Below are 14,888 nucleotides of genomic sequence, written 5' to 3'. Positions count from 1 at the left end.
TCAGATGAAGACGACCGAAACCCCCGTACCGGCGGAGTCCGGTGCTCCCGTCGCCAAGGCCGCCCCGGACGACCGGCCGCCCCGGAAGGAGAGGAAGGAGGGCGGTGTCCTCAACGTCTTCTCGCACGGTGTCCTGATCCTCTGGGCGATCATGGTCGTGATGCCGCTGCTGTGGGCGGTGATGACGTCCTTCAAGGACGACAGCTCCATCTTCAACTCGCCCTGGGCGCTGCCGGACAAGCTGCACTTCGACAACTGGTCGCGGGCCTGGACCGACGCCAACATGAGCGACTACTTCCTCAACACCATTCTGGTGGTGGCGGGTTCACTCATCGGCACGCTGGTCCTCGGCTCGATGGCGGCGTACGTACTGGCCCGGTTCGACTTCCCGGGCAACCGTTTCATCTACTTCCTGTTCATCGGCGGCATGAGCTTCCCGATCATGCTGGCGCTGGTCCCGCTGTTCTACGTCGTGAACAACATGGGCCTGCTGAACACCATCCACGGGCTGATCCTGGTCTACATCGCCTACTCGCTGCCGTTCACGGTCTTCTTCCTGACCGCGTTCTTCCGCACGCTGCCGACCTCGGTGGCGGAGGCGGCCTTCGTGGACGGGGCCTCGCACTCCAGGACGTTCTTCCAGATCATGCTGCCGATGGCCAAGCCGGGCCTGATCAGCGTGGGGATCTTCAACTTCCTGGGCCAGTGGAACCAGTACATGCTGCCCACGGTGCTCAACACCGACCCGGACAAGCGGGTGCTGACCCAGGGACTGGTGCAACTCGCGGCCAGCCAGGGCTACAAGGGCGACTGGTCGGGCCTGTTCGCGGGCCTGGTCATGGCAATGCTCCCGGTCCTCGCGGCCTACATCATCTTCCAGCGACAGGTGGTGGCCGGGCTGACGGCGGGCGCCCTGAAGTAGTCCACGGGCCGCCCGCACGGGCGTCACCCTTTCAAGATCCGGATCTTGAAAGGGCGGCGCCCCTCCGGCATGGGCAAGAACGCGGATAGTGTTCAACCTCTTGACGGGAGGCGACCCTAACGGCTCAGCTTAGAGTTCACTAGTTGGACATAGACGGGGCCCCATCGCTGCGGTCCCGCGCGCAGGAGGTCGTCGTGGAGACTCCGGGGTCGCAGTCGTCGCTGCACCGAGCCAACCTGGAGCGGGTCGTGCGGGCCGTCCGGCTGGCCGGGTCGCTCACGCAGGCGGAGATCGCCCGGACCACGGGACTGTCCGCCGCGACCGTCTCCAACATCGTCCGTGAGCTCAAGGACGGTGGAACCGTCGAGGTCACGCCCACCTCGGCGGGTGGTCGGCGGGCCCGCGCGGTCTCCCTGAGCGGAGACGCCGGCATCGTCATAGGGGTGGATTTCGGGCACACCCATCTGCGCGTCGCGATCGGGAACCTCGCCCATCAGGTGCTCGCCGAGGAGTCCGAGCCGCTGGACGTGGACGCCTCCTCCAGTCAGGGCTTCGACCGGGCGGAACAGCTGGTCAGCCGGCTGATCGAGGCGACCGGCGTGGACCGCTCGAAGATCGCCGGGGTGGGCCTCGGCGTGCCCGGCCCGATCGACCTGGAGTCCGGCTCCCTGGGCTCCTCCGCCATCCTGCCGGGCTGGATCGGCACCAAGCCCGCCGAGGAGCTCGGGGGGCGCCTCGGCGTGCCCGTGCACGTGGACAACGACGCCAACCTGGGCGCCCTGGGCGAGCTGGTCTGGGGAAGCGGCCGGGGGGTGCGCGACCTGGCGTACATCAAGGTCGCGAGCGGTGTGGGCGCCGGACTGGTGATCAGCGGGCAGATCTACCGCGGCCCAGGTGGCACAGCGGGAGAAATCGGGCATATTACTCTTGATGAGTCCGGCCCCGTCTGCCGTTGCGGCAACCGCGGCTGCCTGGAGACCTTCGCGGCCGCGCGCTATGTGCTCCCGCTGCTCCAGTCCAGCCACGGCACCGATCTCACCATGGAAGGCGTTGTTCGACTCGCACGGGACGGAGACCCTGGCTGCCGTCGGGTGATCGCCGACGTCGGCCGACACATCGGCAGTGGAGTCGCCAATCTCTGCAACTTGCTGAACCCGAGCCGAGTCGTCCTGGGCGGTGATCTCGCCGAGGCCGGTGAGCTGGTGCTCGGGCCGATCAGGGAGTCCGTCGGCCGCTATGCGATCCCCAGTGCGGCACGTCAATTGTCCGTGCTTCCAGGGGCACTTGGAGGTCGGGCGGAGGTGCTCGGAGCACTCGCCCTCGCCCTCAGCGAGATGGGTGATTCGACCCTTTTGGACAGCACGCTGCATGCAGCGACACCTGCCTTCACTTAGAGAACGCAGGACGCCGTTGCCATCTCGTTAAGTATTTACTTCTTGACGTCGCACGTGTGGCCGAGTTGACTTCCAGCCACCTCGGCCGCAACGACGCGGCCTCGTCAGGGAGGTTTCTCAAGTGAACACGCTCATGCGTCGTGCCGCCGTGTCCGTAGCGATTTCGGCGCTCGCCGTCTCGGTCGCCGCCTGCGGCAAGGCCGGCGACAGCAACAGCGGCAGTGACAGCAGCAGCTCCGGCTCCGGCAGCAAGTCGATCGGCCTGCTCCTGCCCGACAACGTCACCGCGCGGTACGAGAAGTTCGACAAGCCGTACTTCGTGGCCAAGGTCAAGGAGCTGTGCAGCGACTGCACCGTCTCCTACGCCAACGCCGCGGCCGACCCGGCCAAGCAGGCCCAGCAGATGAGCAGCATGGTCACCAAGGGCGTCAAGGTGATCGTGGTCTCCGCGCAGGACTCCGCCGCCATCAAGTCCTCCATCGCCTCCGCGGTGAGCAAGGGCGTCAAGGTCGTCGCGTACGACCGTCTGGCCCAGGGCCCGGTCTCCGCGTACGTCTCCTTCGACAACGTCAAGGTCGGCGAGCTCCAGGGTCAGGCCCTGCTCGACGCCCTCGGCTCCAAGGCGACGCCCAAGGCGAACGTCGTCATGATCAACGGTGACGACGCCGACCCGAACGCCGCGCAGTTCAAGGAAGGCGCGCACAAGGTCCTCGACGGCAAGGTCAAGATCGCCTACGAGCAGTCCGGCCTGTGGAAGGACACCGTCGCCGCGCAGAAGGTGTCCGCGGCCATCACCCAGCTGGGCGCCAAGAACATCGCGGGCGTCTACGCCGCGAACGACGGCATGGCCGGTGGTATCGCCAACACCCTCAAGGGCGCGGGCATCAGCACCATCCCGCTGACCGGTCAGGACGCCGAGCTCGCGGCCATCCAGCGGATCGTCGCCGGCACGCAGTCCGCCACGGTCTACAAGGCCTACAAGCCGGAGGCCGACACCGCCGCCGAGCTCGCGGTCAACCTGCTGCAGGGCAAGGACATCAAGTCCCTGGCCGACACCACGGTGACCAGCGGCTCCGGTGACAAGGTCCAGGCGAAGCTGCTGACCCCCGTCTCGGTGACCGTCAAGAACATCAAGGACACGGTCGTCAAGGACGGTCTGTACAAGGTCACCGACATCTGCACCGCGGACTACGCCGCCGCGTGCAAGAAGGCCGGCCTTCAGTAAGAGCCGCTGAGCCCTCGGGGCGAGTCCTTCGACGGACCCGCCCCGACAGGCAGGCACAGAGCCTGTCCGGCGCCCGCACCGCCTTCATACCCCGCTGCGGGGCGGGCGCCGGACGGAAGCATGGCGGACGCAGCCGTTGCCAAGAAGCATCGGCCGCGCGCATGTTCGACTAGTAAATGCGTACCAACGGCACAACTCGTCAGTCGAGTGCTACGAGCCGAGTGCCGTGCGTACGACCCCTCCGCGCCTTACCCCAAGCGCGGCATCCCCGCCGGTCAGGCGGCGAAGGAGATGGTTAACGTGTCCGCTACGCCCGTGCTGGCGTTGCGCGGAGTTTCCAAGCGATTCGGTGCGGTGCAGGCCCTCACCGATGTCGAACTGGAGGTCCACGCCGGTGAAGTGGTCGCCCTCGTCGGCGACAACGGCGCCGGAAAGTCCACGCTGGTCAAGACGATCGCCGGTGTCCACCCCATCGATGAGGGCATCATCGAGTGGGACGGCAGCCCGGTCAGCATCAACAGGCCGCACGACGCCCAGGGACTCGGCGTCGCGACGGTCTACCAGGACCTCGCCCTGTGCGACAACCTCGATGTGGTCGGCAACCTCTACCTCGGACGCGAGCTGCTGCGCCGCGGCGTCATCGACGAGGTCACGATGGAGCAGAAGGCCCGCGAGCTGCTGAGCACGCTCTCCATCCGCATCCCGAGTGTGCGCATCCCGATCGCGAGCCTGTCCGGCGGTCAGCGCCAGGTCGTCGCCATCGCGCGCGCCCTGATCGGCGACCCCAAGGTCGTGATCCTGGACGAGCCCACCGCCGCCCTCGGCGTCGAGCAGACCGCTCAGGTCCTCGACCTCGTCGAGCGGCTGCGCGAGCGCAACCTCGGCGTCATCCTCATCAGCCACAACATGGCCGACGTGAAGGCAGTCGCCGACACCGTCGCCGTGCTACGGCTGGGCAGGAACAACGGTTCCTTCTCGGTGAAGGACACCAGTCAGGAAGAGATCATCTCCGCGATCACGGGTGCCACGGACAACGCCGTGACCCGTCGCGCGGGGCGTCGCAGCACGGAGGCCGCGAAGTGAGCGACACATCCAAGGTTTCCAAGGCGGACGCCGCGACGGAGCACCAGACCACGGTTGCCCCCGCCGACGATCCCACCGCCGCGCCGGTCTCGGTGGTCGACCCCCGGCTGCTGGTCCGCGAAGAGGGCCTCAAGGGCTACTGGACCGAGTTCACCCGCAAGGTCAAGGGCGGTGAGCTGGGCTCCCTGCCGGTCGTGATCGGCCTGATCGTCATCTGGGCGATCTTCCAGTTCAAGAACGACCGCTTCCTGAGCGCCGACAACCTCTCCAACATCAGCTACTACATGTCGGCCACCGGCATGATCGCCATCGGCCTGGTGTTCGTGCTGCTGCTCGGCGAGATCGACCTGTCGGTCGGCTCCGTCAGCGGCCTGGCCTCCACCCTGTTCGCCGTGTGGGTGGTGCAGCACGGCATGAACGCCTGGCTCGCGCTGCTCCTGGCGGTTCTCGTCGGCATCGCCATCGGCGCACTGCACGGCTGGTTCTTCGCCAAGATCGGGGTGCCGGCATTCGTCGTCACCCTGGCCGGCCTCCTGGGCTGGAACGGTCTGATGCTGTGGCTGCTGGGCTCCAGCGGCACCATCAACATCCCGTCCGACTCGGGTCCGGTCCACCTGCTCGGCCAGAACTCCTTCTTCATGGACCAGGCCATCATCGGCGGGTACCTGCTGGCCGGCCTCGCCGTCGTGCTGACCCTCGTCGGCAACTTCGGCGAGCAGCGGCGCCGCAAGGCCGCGGGTGTGCCCTTCCGGCCGACCGGCGAGATCCTGCTGCGCGTCGGCGCGCTCGCCGTCGCGTCCTTCGTGGCCGCGGCCGTGCTCAACAACGCGAACGGTGTCTCCAACTCGCTGGTGATCTTCCTGGCGGCACTGGTGATCGTGGACTTCGTGCTGCGGCGTACGACGTACGGCCGCAAGGTCTTCGCGGTCGGCGGCGGCATCGAGGCGGCCCGTCGTGCCGGTATCAACGTGCCGATGGTCCGTATCACCGTGTTCGCCATCTCCGGCGGGTTCGCCGCGATCGGCGGTATGTTCTTCGCCGGCCAGACCGCGAGCGCCACGCTGTCCGCCGGTGGCGGCAACACCCTGATGCTCGCCATCGCGGCGGCCGTCATCGGCGGTACGAGCCTGTTCGGCGGCCGCGGTTCGGTGTGGTCCGCCCTCCTGGGCATGCTGGTCATCCAGTCCATCACGACCGGTCTGGACCTGCTGAACATGAACGCCTCGATCCAGTACATGATCACCGGCGGTGTTCTGCTGGGCGCGGTCGTCATCGACTCGGTGTCGCGCAGGTCTCAGAAGGCGGCGGGTCGCGGATAGCGCCTGGTCGCACCCTGCAGGTCGATCCTCTTGCCCGGCACCCACCAGGTGCCGGGCAAGATTGTTCTCGCAGAACATTAGACTCGACCCGCCCGGCAAAGCTCGATCAGCTCTAACGCAAGGAGGCACGGGTGCCGCTGCTGACCCGTATCAGGGGACCGCGTGATCTGGACCGGCTCAGCCTCGAGGAGCTGGACCAGCTGGCCGAGGAGATCAGAAGTTTCCTCGTCGGCGCGGTCTCCAAGACCGGCGGCCACCTCGGCCCCAACCTCGGTGTGGTCGAGCTGACCATCGCCCTGCACCGGGTGTTCGAATCGCCCAGGGACCGGGTCCTCTTCGACACCGGCCACCAGTCGTATGTGCACAAGCTGCTCACCGGGCGCCACGACTTCTCGAAGCTGCGCTCCAAGGGCGGGCTGTCCGGCTATCCCTCGCGCGCCGAGTCCGAGCACGACGTCATCGAGAACAGCCACGCCTCGACCGTCCTCGGCTGGGCCGACGGCCTCGCGAAAGCCAACCAGGTGCTCAAACGGGACGACCACGTCGTCGCCGTCATCGGTGACGGAGCCCTGACCGGCGGTATGGCCTGGGAGGCGCTCAACAACATCGCCGACGCCAAGGACCGTCCGCTCGTCATCGTCGTCAACGACAACGAGCGCTCCTACGCGCCGACCATCGGCGGCCTCGCCAACCACCTCGCGACCCTGCGCACCACCGACGGCTACGAGCGCTTCCTGGCCCGCGGCAAGGACCTCCTGGAGCGCACCCCGGTCGTCGGCCGGCCGCTCTACGAGACCCTGCACGGCGCCAAGAAGGGCCTCAAGGACTTCATCGCGCCCCAGGGCATGTTCGAGGACCTCGGCCTGAAGTACGTCGGCCCCATCGACGGCCACGACATCGAGGCGCTGGAGTCGGCGCTGGCCCGCGCCAAGCGGTTCGGCGGCCCGGTCATCGTGCACTGCCTCACCGAGAAGGGCCGCGGCTACAAGCCCGCCGAGCAGGACGAGGCCGACCGCTTCCACGGCATCGGCCCCATCCACCCCGACACCGGCCTGCCCGTCAAGACCTCCGCCGCCAGCTGGACCTCCGTCTTCGGCGACGAGATGGTCAAGCTGGGCCGGGAGCGCGAGGACATCGTCGCCATCACCGCGGCGATGCTCCAGCCGGTCGGTCTGAAGAAGTTCGCGGACACCTTCCCCGACCGCATCTACGACGTCGGCATCGCCGAGCAGCACGCGGCCGTGTCCGCGGCGGGCCTCGCGACCGGCGGGCTGCACCCGGTGTTCGCCGTCTACGCCACCTTCCTCAACCGCGCCTTCGACCAGGTCCTCATGGACGTCGCCCTGCACAAGTGCGGTGTGACCTTCGTGCTCGACCGGGCCGGCGTCACCGGCGACGACGGCGCCTCGCACAACGGCATGTGGGACATGTCGATGCTCCAGGTCGTGCCGACGCTCCGGCTCGCCGCCCCGCGCGACGCCGAGCAGCTGCGCGCCCAGCTGCGCGAGGCCGTCCAGGTCGACGACGCGCCGACCGTGCTGCGCTACTCCAAGGGCGTCGTCGGCCCCGCCGTACCCGCCGTGGGCACCGTCGGCGCCATGGACGTCCTGCGTGAGCCGGGGTCGGACCGGCCCGACGTGCTCCTCGTCTCCGTCGGCGCCCTCGCCCCGATGTGCCTGGAGATCGCAGGACTGCTGGACAAGCAGGGCATCTCCACCACCGTCGTCGACCCGCGCTGGGTCAAGCCCGTCGACGAGGCCATGGCCCCGCTCGCCGAGCGGCACCGCGTGGTCGTCACCGTCGAGGACAACTCCCGCGTCGGCGGCGTCGGCTCGGCGATCGCCCAGGCCCTGCGCGACGCGGGCGTCGACGTCCCGCTGCGCGACTTCGGCATCCCGCCGCGCTTCCTCGACCACGCCTCCCGCGCCGAGATCATGGCGGAGATCGGGCTGACCGCGCCCGACATCGCCCGCCAGGTCACGGGTCTCGTCTCGAAGCTGGACGGCCGCTACGACAGCGCCCCGGCCGAGGCGGAGCCCGCCCGCGACTAGCGCCCGCACCCCTCGCCCGTACGGGCCGGTGACACCACTCCTGGCAGTGGTGTCACCGGCCCGTTCGCGTGAATCCGCCCGCGCCGGGGCATACGACCTACGCCCCCTCTCGATCATGTCGGGGACGACACAGCGTGGGAGGTACCCGTGAGCAGCACCCTCTTCCGGACGAAGAAGGTCGAGCAGTCCATCCTCGACACCGAGGAGCCAGAGCACGCGCTCAAGAAGTCGTTGTCCGCGCTGGATCTGACCGTCTTCGGCGTCGGTGTCATCATCGGCACCGGCATCTTCGTCCTGACCGGCACCGTCGCCAAGAACAACGCCGGCCCGGCGGTCGCCCTGGCCTTCGTCGTGGCCGGCGTCGTCTGCGCGCTCGCCGCGCTCTGCTACGCCGAGTTCGCCTCCACCGTCCCGGTGGCCGGGTCGGCGTACACCTTCGCTTACGCCTCCCTCGGCGAACTGCCCGCCTGGATCATCGGCTGGGACCTGGTCCTGGAGTTCGCGCTGGGCACGGCGGTGGTGTCCGTCGGCTGGTCCGGCTACATCGCCTCGCTGCTGGACAACGCGGGCTGGCATCTGCCGGCGGCGCTCGGCAGCCGCGACGGGGCCCACGGCTTCGGCTTCGACATCCTCGCCGCCGCGCTCGTCCTGGTGCTCACCGGCATCCTCGTCCTCGGCACCAAGCTCTCCGCACGCGTGACCTCGGTCGTCGTCGCCGTCAAGGTGGCGGTCGTGCTGACCGTGATCATCGCCGGCGCCTTCTTCGTCAAGGGCGACAACTACCGCCCGTTCGTCCCCAAGGCGCAGGACGTGCCGGCCGGTGACAGCCTCAAGTCACCGCTGATCCAGCTGATGTTCGGCTGGGCGCCCTCCAACTTCGGCGTGATGGGCATCTTCACCGCCGCCTCCGTCGTCTTCTTCGCCTTCATCGGATTCGACGTCGTCGCCACGGCCGCCGAGGAGACCAGGAACCCGCAGCGCGACATGCCCCGCGGAATCCTCGGCTCCCTCGTCATCTGCACGACGCTCTACGTGGCCGTGTCGATCGTCGTGACGGGCATGCAGAAGTACACCGACCTGTCCATCACGGCCCCGCTCGCGGACGCCTTCAAGGCCACCGGCCACCCCTGGTTCGCGGGCTTCATCAGCTTCGGCGCCGCGGTCGGCCTCACCACGGTCTGCATGATCCTCCTCCTCGGCCAGACCCGGGTCTTCTTCGCGATGAGCCGCGACGGACTGCTGCCCACGTTCTTCTCACACGTCCACCCCAGGTTCCGGACCCCGCACCGTCCGACCATCCTGCTCGGCGTGATCATCGCGATCGTCGCCGGCTTCACGCCCCTGAGCGAACTCGCCGAACTGGTCAACATCGGTACCCTGTTCGCCTTCGTCGTCGTCGCCATCGGCGTGATCATCCTCCGCAAGTCCCGCCCGGACCTGCCCCGCGCCTTCCGCACCCCCTGGGTGCCGTTCATCCCGATCCTGTCGGTGGCGGCCTCCCTCTGGCTGATGCTCAACCTCCCGGCCGAGACCTGGCTGCGGTTCGCGATCTGGATGGTTATCGGTTTCGCCGTGTACTTCCTCTACGGCCGCACCCACAGCCGCCTCGGCCGCCGCACGGCGACGACGGCCGACAGCACGGAGTAACACGTACGTTCCGCCTGTCCGGCCCTGTATGTCCTGCTCAGCCAGGAAATGCGGGGCCGGCCGTATGGGCCGGAACGGGTGTCGGGGCGACGGCAGGGGCGCGTTGTCGGCTGTGGGCCGGTGGGGGCTGGTCGCGCAGTTCCCCGCGCCCCGAGCGGGTGCAGTCAACGCATGCCCAGCTGTACCCCGAACCCGCAGGACGCGCATCTCACGGCCGGACCGTCCGCGGCCCCGCCACCTCCGCCCCCAACTCCGCGACCCTGCGGCGAAGTTCCCGATCCGCCGTCACCACCAGCACCGGCCGATCGCCCCCCACGCCCGCCACCAGCTCCACCATGTGGTCGTCGCCGCTGCCGGGAGCCGACTCCACCCGGACCCCCGGCACCGACTCCACCCCCCGAGCCGCTCCCTCCACCACCAGCACGATCTCCACCGCCCCGTCCCGCCCCGGTACCCCGTCCACCGCCAGCCGGTCCCGCAAACGCTCCGCCGCCCCGCGCCGGTCCCGCCACCACCCGTCCGGCACCGACCCGACGACATTCGCGGCATCCACGACGACCAGCAGCACGTCACTCATGCCCTCAGCGTCCCATGACCGGCCCGCCCGAAGACGGCGCCAACAGCCCGATTACAGTGGAGCCGTGTCAATGGTCCGTACAGTGAACGGCGACTGGCTCATCCGCGGCCGCGACGGCCGACTCGGCGTCTACGCCACCCGCGACGAAGCCGTGCGGTGCAGGGCGGAGCGCCGCCCCGGCGGCGACACCTGGCTGCCCTGGCGCAAGGTCGGCGGCGACCAGCGCCTGCACCCCGGACTCGCCGTGGGACACGGTGCCGACGGCTACGCACACCTCGCCGCCTGGCGGCCCACCAAGGGCCAGGAGTCGGGCCTGGTCCACTCCACACACTTCCGCGTCCACCTCGCCGCCCTCGACTGGGCGGCGGTCGGCCACCCCGACAAGGCCGGCGCGCGCACCGGCACACCCGCCGTGGCCGTCGACGCGGAGGGACGGGCCCATGTCTTCGTCCGCAATCGCGGCGGCGGTGTGCACGCCCTCATCCAGAAGGAGCGCGGCGGCTGGAACGCCTGGGCCGACCTCGGGGGGACCGGCGTGCACGAGCAACTGGCCGCCGTGGCGGGGGAGTCGGGCCGCGTCGAGCTGTACGGCACCGACCCGGCCGGCATCCTGCGCTGGCTCCAGGGGGAGGCGGGCGCGCCTCCCGTTCCGGCCGACCCGCTGCCGGTGCGCGTCGAGCCGGGCACACTCAACGCGCTGCCCACCTCGAAGGAACACACCACCCTGTTCTTCGCGGACCCCGAGGGCATGCTCTACGCCTGGCGTCCGGGCACCGAGCCCACACCGCTGCTGGCGGCGGCCGGCCCCGGCCCGGCGGCCCTGCTGCGCTGCACCCTCGAGGGCCACGACTGCACCCTGCTCGCCCAGCGTTCGGCCTCCGGCCGGGTCGCCTTCGCCGCCTGTCCGACCGAGCAGGAGTCGGCGGGCCTGTGGTGGACGGAGTCAGGGCCGCAGTTGCCGGCGGGTACGGCCGTGGCCCTCGCCGAGGACGCGGACGGCCGTATCGTCGCCGCCACGGTGACCCCCGACGGGGACCTCCGGATCGCCCGGCAGAAGGACGAGCCGGGCCTGGCCCTGGCGGCCTGGCAGGAGGTCTGACGGCCCGCCGTGTCCGGCTGAACGTCACCTGCCGGACTCCGTACGAGGCACGGTGAACGACTGAGGGCCCCCGCCGAAGCGGAGGCCCTCCTCATTCGTGCCGGGGGGTTACGCCGGAACCGACGCCACGCCCGGAGCCAGGAACTTCTTGCCGTTCACGCGCTCGGAGACACCCTCGCGGTCCAGGTACGGCGTGATGCCGCCCAGGTGGAAGGGCCAGCCGGCGCCCGTGATCAGGCAGAGGTCGATGTCCTGCGCCTCGGCGACGACACCCTCGTCGAGCATGAGCCCGATCTCCTGCGCCACCGCGTCCAGGACGCGCTCGCGGACCTGCTCCTCGGTCAGGACGACATCGCCCTGCTTGAGGAGCGCGGCGACCTCGGGGTCGAGCTCGGGCTTGCCGCTGTCGTAGACGTAGAAGCCGCGCTTGCCCGCCTTGACGACGGCAGCGAGGTTCGGGGAGACCGTGAAGCGGTCCGGGAAGGCCCGGTTGAGGGTCTCCGAGACGTGCAGACCGATCGCGGGACCGACCAGCTCCAGGAGGACGAGCGGGGACATCGGCAGGCCGAGCGGCTCCACCGCCTTCTCCGCCACCTCGACCGGGGTGCCCTCGTCGATGACGTTCTGGATCTCGCCCATGAAGCGGGTGAGGATGCGGTTCACGACGAACGCCGGGGCGTCCTTGACCAGCACCGCGGTCTTCTTCAGCTTCTTGGCGACGGCGAACGCCGTGGCCAGCGAGGCGTCGTCGGTCGCCTCGCCGCGGACGATCTCCAGCAGGGGGAGGATCGCGACCGGGTTGAAGAAGTGGAAGCCGACGACCCGCTCGGGGTTCTTCAGCTTCGACGCCATCTCGGTGACCGACAGCGAGGAGGTGTTGGTGGCGAGGATCGCGTGCGCCGGGGCGACCGCCTCGACCTCCGCGAACACCTGCTGCTTGACGCCGATCTCCTCGAACACGGCCTCGATGATGAAGTCCGCGTCGGAGAAGCCCTCGGCCTTGTCCAGCACACCGGTGACCAGGGCCTTGAGGCGGTTGGCCTTGTCCTGGTTGATACGGCCCTTGCCGAGCAGCTTCTCGATCTCGGCGTGGACGTAGCCCACACCCTTGTCGACGCGCTCCTGGTCGATGTCGGTCAGCACGACCGGCACCTCCAGGCGGCGCAGGAAGAGCAGCGCGAGCTGGGAGGCCATGAGGCCCGCGCCCACGACGCCGACCTTGGTGACCGGGCGGGCCAGGTTCTTGTCCGGAGCACCGGCCGGCCGCTTGCCGCGCTTCTGCACCAGGTTGAACGCGTAGATGCCGGAGCGCAGTTCGCCACCCATGATCAGGTCGGCGAGGGCCTGGTCCTCGGCGTCGTAGCCCTGCTGGAGGTCGCCGTTCTTCGCGGCCTCGATGATGTCCAGGGCGCGGTAGGCGGCCGGAGCGGCCCCGTGCACCTTCGAGTCCGCGATGAAACGGCCCTTGGCGACGGCCTGGTCCCAGGCCTCACCGCGGTCGATCGCCGGGCGCTCGATGACGATCTCGCCCTTGAGGACGGACGCCGTCCACAGCAGGGACTGCTCCAGGAAGTCCGCGCCCTCGAACAGCGCGTCGGCGATGCCCAGTTCGTAGACCTGCGCGCCCTTGAGCTGCTTGTTCTGGTTGAGCGAGTTCTCGATGATCACCGAGACGGCCTTCTCGGCGCCGATCAGGTTCGGCAGCAGGGTGCAGCCGCCCCAGCCGGGGACCAGACCGAGGAAGACCTCGGGGAGCGAGAAGGCGGGCAGGGCCGCGGAGACCGTGCGGTAGGTGCAGTGCAGACCGACCTCGACGCCACCGCCCATCGCGGCACCGTTGTAGTACGCGAAGGTCGGCACCGCGATGCCCGCGAGGCGCTTGAAGACCTCGTGGCCGCCCTTGCCGATGGCGAGCGCGTCCTTGTGCTCCTTGAGGAGCTCGACGCCCTTCAGGTCCGCGCCGACGGCGAAGATGAACGGCTTGCCGGTGATGCCGACACCGACGATCTCGCCGGCCGAGGCCTCCTTCTCGACCTGGTCGATGGCGGTGTTGAGGTTCGCCAGCGAAGCCGGGCCGAAGGTGGTCGGCTTGGTGTGGTCGAAGCCGTTGTCCAGCGTGATGAGGGCGAAACGGCCCGCGTTGAACGGCAGGTCCAGGTGGCGTACGTGCGCCTGGGTGACGACCTCGTCCGGGAACAGCTCGGCCGCACCCTTCAAAAGCTCCGTGGTGCTCACTTGCTGCCTCCGGCGTCCTTGTGGTTCGGGTTCTCCCAGATGACCGTCGCGCCCATGCCGAAGCCGACACACATGGTGGTCAGGCCGTAGCGGACCTCGGGCTGCTCCTCGAACTGACGGGCCAGCTGCGTCATCAGACGCACACCCGAGGAGGCCAGCGGGTGACCGAAGGCGATGGCGCCGCCGTACTGGTTGACGCGTGCGTCGTCGTCCGCGATGCCGTAGTGCTCGAGGAAGGCCAGGACCTGGACGGCGAAGGCCTCGTTGATCTCGAACAGGCCGATGTCGGAGATGGACAGGCCCGCCTGGGCGAGGGCCTTCTCGGTGGCCGGGATCGGGCCGTAGCCCATGACCTCCGGCTCGACACCCGCGAAAGAGTACGCCACCAGGCGCATCTTCACCGGCAGGTCGTTCTCGCGGGCGAAGTCCTCGGAGGCGATGAGGGAGGCGGTGGCGCCGTCGTTCAGACCGGCCGCGTTACCCGCGGTGACCCGGCCGTGCACACGGAACGGCGTCTTCAGCCCGGCGAGGTTCTCCAGGGTGGTGCCGGGACGCATCGGCTCGTCGGCCGTCACCAGGCCCCAGCCGGTCTCGCCGGCCTCCGGGTTGGTGCGGCGCACCGAGATTGGGACCAGGTCGGCCTGGATCTTGCCGTTGGCGTACGCCTTGGCGGCCTTCTCCTGGGAGCGCACGGCGTACTCGTCGGCGCGCTGCTTGGTGATCGTCGGGTAGCGGTCGTGCAGGTTCTCGGCCGTCATGCCCATGAACAGGGCGGAGTCGTCGACCAGCTTCTCGCTCACGAACCGCGGGTTCGGGTCCACGCCCTCGCCCATGGGGTGGCGGCCCATGTGCTCGACACCACCGGCGATGGCGATGTCGTACGCCCCGAAGGCCACGGAACCGGCCACCGTGGTGACGGCGGTCAGCGCGCCGGCACACATGCGGTCGATGGAGTAACCGGGCACGGACTGCGGCAGACCGGCGAGGATACCGGCGGTACGGCCGATGGTGAGCCCCTGGTCACCGATCTGCGTGGTCGCGGCGACGGCGACCTCGTCGATCTTCTTGGGGTCGAGACCCGGGTTGCGGCGCAGCAGCTCCCGGATCGCCTTCACGACGAGGTCGTCGGCACGGGTCTCGTGGTAGATGCCCTTCGGGCCCGCCTTGCCGAACGGGGTGCGGACGCCGTCGACGAAGACGACGTCCCTGACGGTACGAGGCACGATGGCTCTCCTCCAGATGCGGGATCTGCACTGCTGCGATGCGCTGAGCGCGCGCTCAGGACCCATGCTACTTATCAGTAACGTGACTGCACAGTCCTGGGGGAGGGAGCGGC

Annotated in this window: 11 protein-coding genes; 8 read left to right on the top strand and 3 right to left on the bottom strand. The window is 69.1% G+C overall.

What is annotated here, in order from left to right:
- The first annotated feature begins 4 nt into the window (after positions 1 to 4).
- The 7 genes from ACFVYN_RS13390 (at position 5) to ACFVYN_RS13360 (ending at position 9,641) form a co-directional block, all read left to right on the top strand.
- Entirely contained in the window at positions 5 to 922 is a 918-nt protein-coding gene (locus ACFVYN_RS13390) for a carbohydrate ABC transporter permease (protein ID WP_389996918.1), read from the top strand.
- Positions 923 to 1,116: 194 nt separating this feature from the next.
- Entirely contained in the window at positions 1,117 to 2,316 is a 1,200-nt protein-coding gene (locus ACFVYN_RS13385) for an ROK family protein (protein ID WP_389996916.1), read from the top strand.
- 133 nt (positions 2,317 to 2,449) lie between these two features.
- A complete protein-coding gene (locus ACFVYN_RS13380) occupies positions 2,450 to 3,541 on the top strand; it encodes a sugar ABC transporter substrate-binding protein (protein ID WP_389996966.1) in 1,092 nt (363 codons plus the stop codon).
- 291 nt (positions 3,542 to 3,832) lie between these two features.
- Complete coding sequence (locus ACFVYN_RS13375; protein WP_389996913.1) at positions 3,833 to 4,624, top strand: ATP-binding cassette domain-containing protein; 792 nt, start codon at positions 3,833 to 3,835, stop codon at positions 4,622 to 4,624.
- The gene (locus ACFVYN_RS13370) at positions 4,621 to 5,943 is read left to right on the top strand and encodes a sugar ABC transporter permease (RefSeq protein ID WP_389996910.1); all 1,323 of its coding nucleotides are present in this window, start codon (positions 4,621 to 4,623) and stop codon (positions 5,941 to 5,943) included. The genes ACFVYN_RS13375 and ACFVYN_RS13370 overlap by 4 nt, the downstream gene beginning before the upstream one ends.
- Before the next feature lie 131 nt (positions 5,944 to 6,074).
- Positions 6,075 to 7,994 carry a 1-deoxy-D-xylulose-5-phosphate synthase gene (gene dxs, locus ACFVYN_RS13365; protein WP_389996907.1) on the top strand — a complete coding sequence of 640 codons (1,920 nt, stop codon included), beginning with the start codon at positions 6,075 to 6,077 and terminating at the stop codon, positions 7,992 to 7,994.
- Between the two features lie 147 nt (positions 7,995 to 8,141).
- Positions 8,142 to 9,641 (top strand): amino acid permease, encoded by a 1,500-nt coding sequence (locus ACFVYN_RS13360; RefSeq protein ID WP_389996904.1) that lies wholly within the window; start codon positions 8,142 to 8,144, stop codon positions 9,639 to 9,641.
- A gap of 208 nt (positions 9,642 to 9,849) precedes the next feature.
- Here ACFVYN_RS13360 and ACFVYN_RS13355 read toward each other — a convergent pair whose 3' ends face one another.
- A complete protein-coding gene (locus ACFVYN_RS13355) occupies positions 9,850 to 10,218 on the bottom strand; it encodes an NTP pyrophosphohydrolase (protein WP_389996901.1) in 369 nt (122 codons plus the stop codon).
- 70 nt (positions 10,219 to 10,288) lie between these two features.
- On the opposite strand from ACFVYN_RS13355, the gene ACFVYN_RS13350 reads away from it, so the two are divergent.
- A complete protein-coding gene (locus tag ACFVYN_RS13350; RefSeq protein ID WP_389996898.1) occupies positions 10,289 to 11,317 on the top strand; it encodes a hypothetical protein in 1,029 nt (342 codons plus the stop codon).
- A 108-nt stretch (positions 11,318 to 11,425) separates the two neighbouring features.
- On the opposite strand, the gene ACFVYN_RS13345 is transcribed toward ACFVYN_RS13350, so the two are convergent.
- Positions 11,426 to 13,552: a 3-hydroxyacyl-CoA dehydrogenase NAD-binding domain-containing protein gene (locus ACFVYN_RS13345; RefSeq protein ID WP_389996895.1), complete on the bottom strand. Its 2,127-nt coding sequence runs from the start codon at positions 13,550 to 13,552 to the stop codon at positions 11,426 to 11,428.
- Positions 13,549 to 14,775, bottom strand: a complete 1,227-nt coding sequence (locus ACFVYN_RS13340) for a thiolase family protein (RefSeq protein WP_389996892.1) — start codon at positions 14,773 to 14,775, stop codon at positions 13,549 to 13,551. Before ACFVYN_RS13340 ends, ACFVYN_RS13345 begins: the two co-directional genes overlap by 4 nt.
- Positions 14,776 to 14,888: the final 113 nt, after the last annotated feature.

Source organism: Streptomyces sp. NPDC058307 (assembly GCF_042880295.1).
Taxonomy (GTDB): Bacteria; Actinomycetota; Actinomycetes; order Streptomycetales; family Streptomycetaceae; genus Streptomyces.
This window is presented reverse-complemented; position numbering and strand designations above follow the sequence as displayed.

Excerpts from the sequence above, each read along its gene's own strand:
- ACFVYN_RS13390 (WP_389996918.1), top strand. The coding sequence starts at position 5 with ATGAAGACGACCGAAACCCCCGTACCGGCGGAGTCCGGTGCTCCCGTC.
- ACFVYN_RS13380 (WP_389996966.1), top strand. The coding sequence starts at position 2,450 with ATGCGTCGTGCCGCCGTGTCCGTAGCGATTTCGGCGCTCGCCGTCTCG.
- ACFVYN_RS13375 (WP_389996913.1), top strand. The coding sequence starts at position 3,833 with ATGGTTAACGTGTCCGCTACGCCCGTGCTGGCGTTGCGCGGAGTTTCC.
- ACFVYN_RS13355 (WP_389996901.1), bottom strand. The coding sequence starts at position 10,218 with ATGAGTGACGTGCTGCTGGTCGTCGTGGATGCCGCGAATGTCGTCGGG.
- ACFVYN_RS13350 (WP_389996898.1), top strand. The coding sequence starts at position 10,289 with ATGGTCCGTACAGTGAACGGCGACTGGCTCATCCGCGGCCGCGACGGC.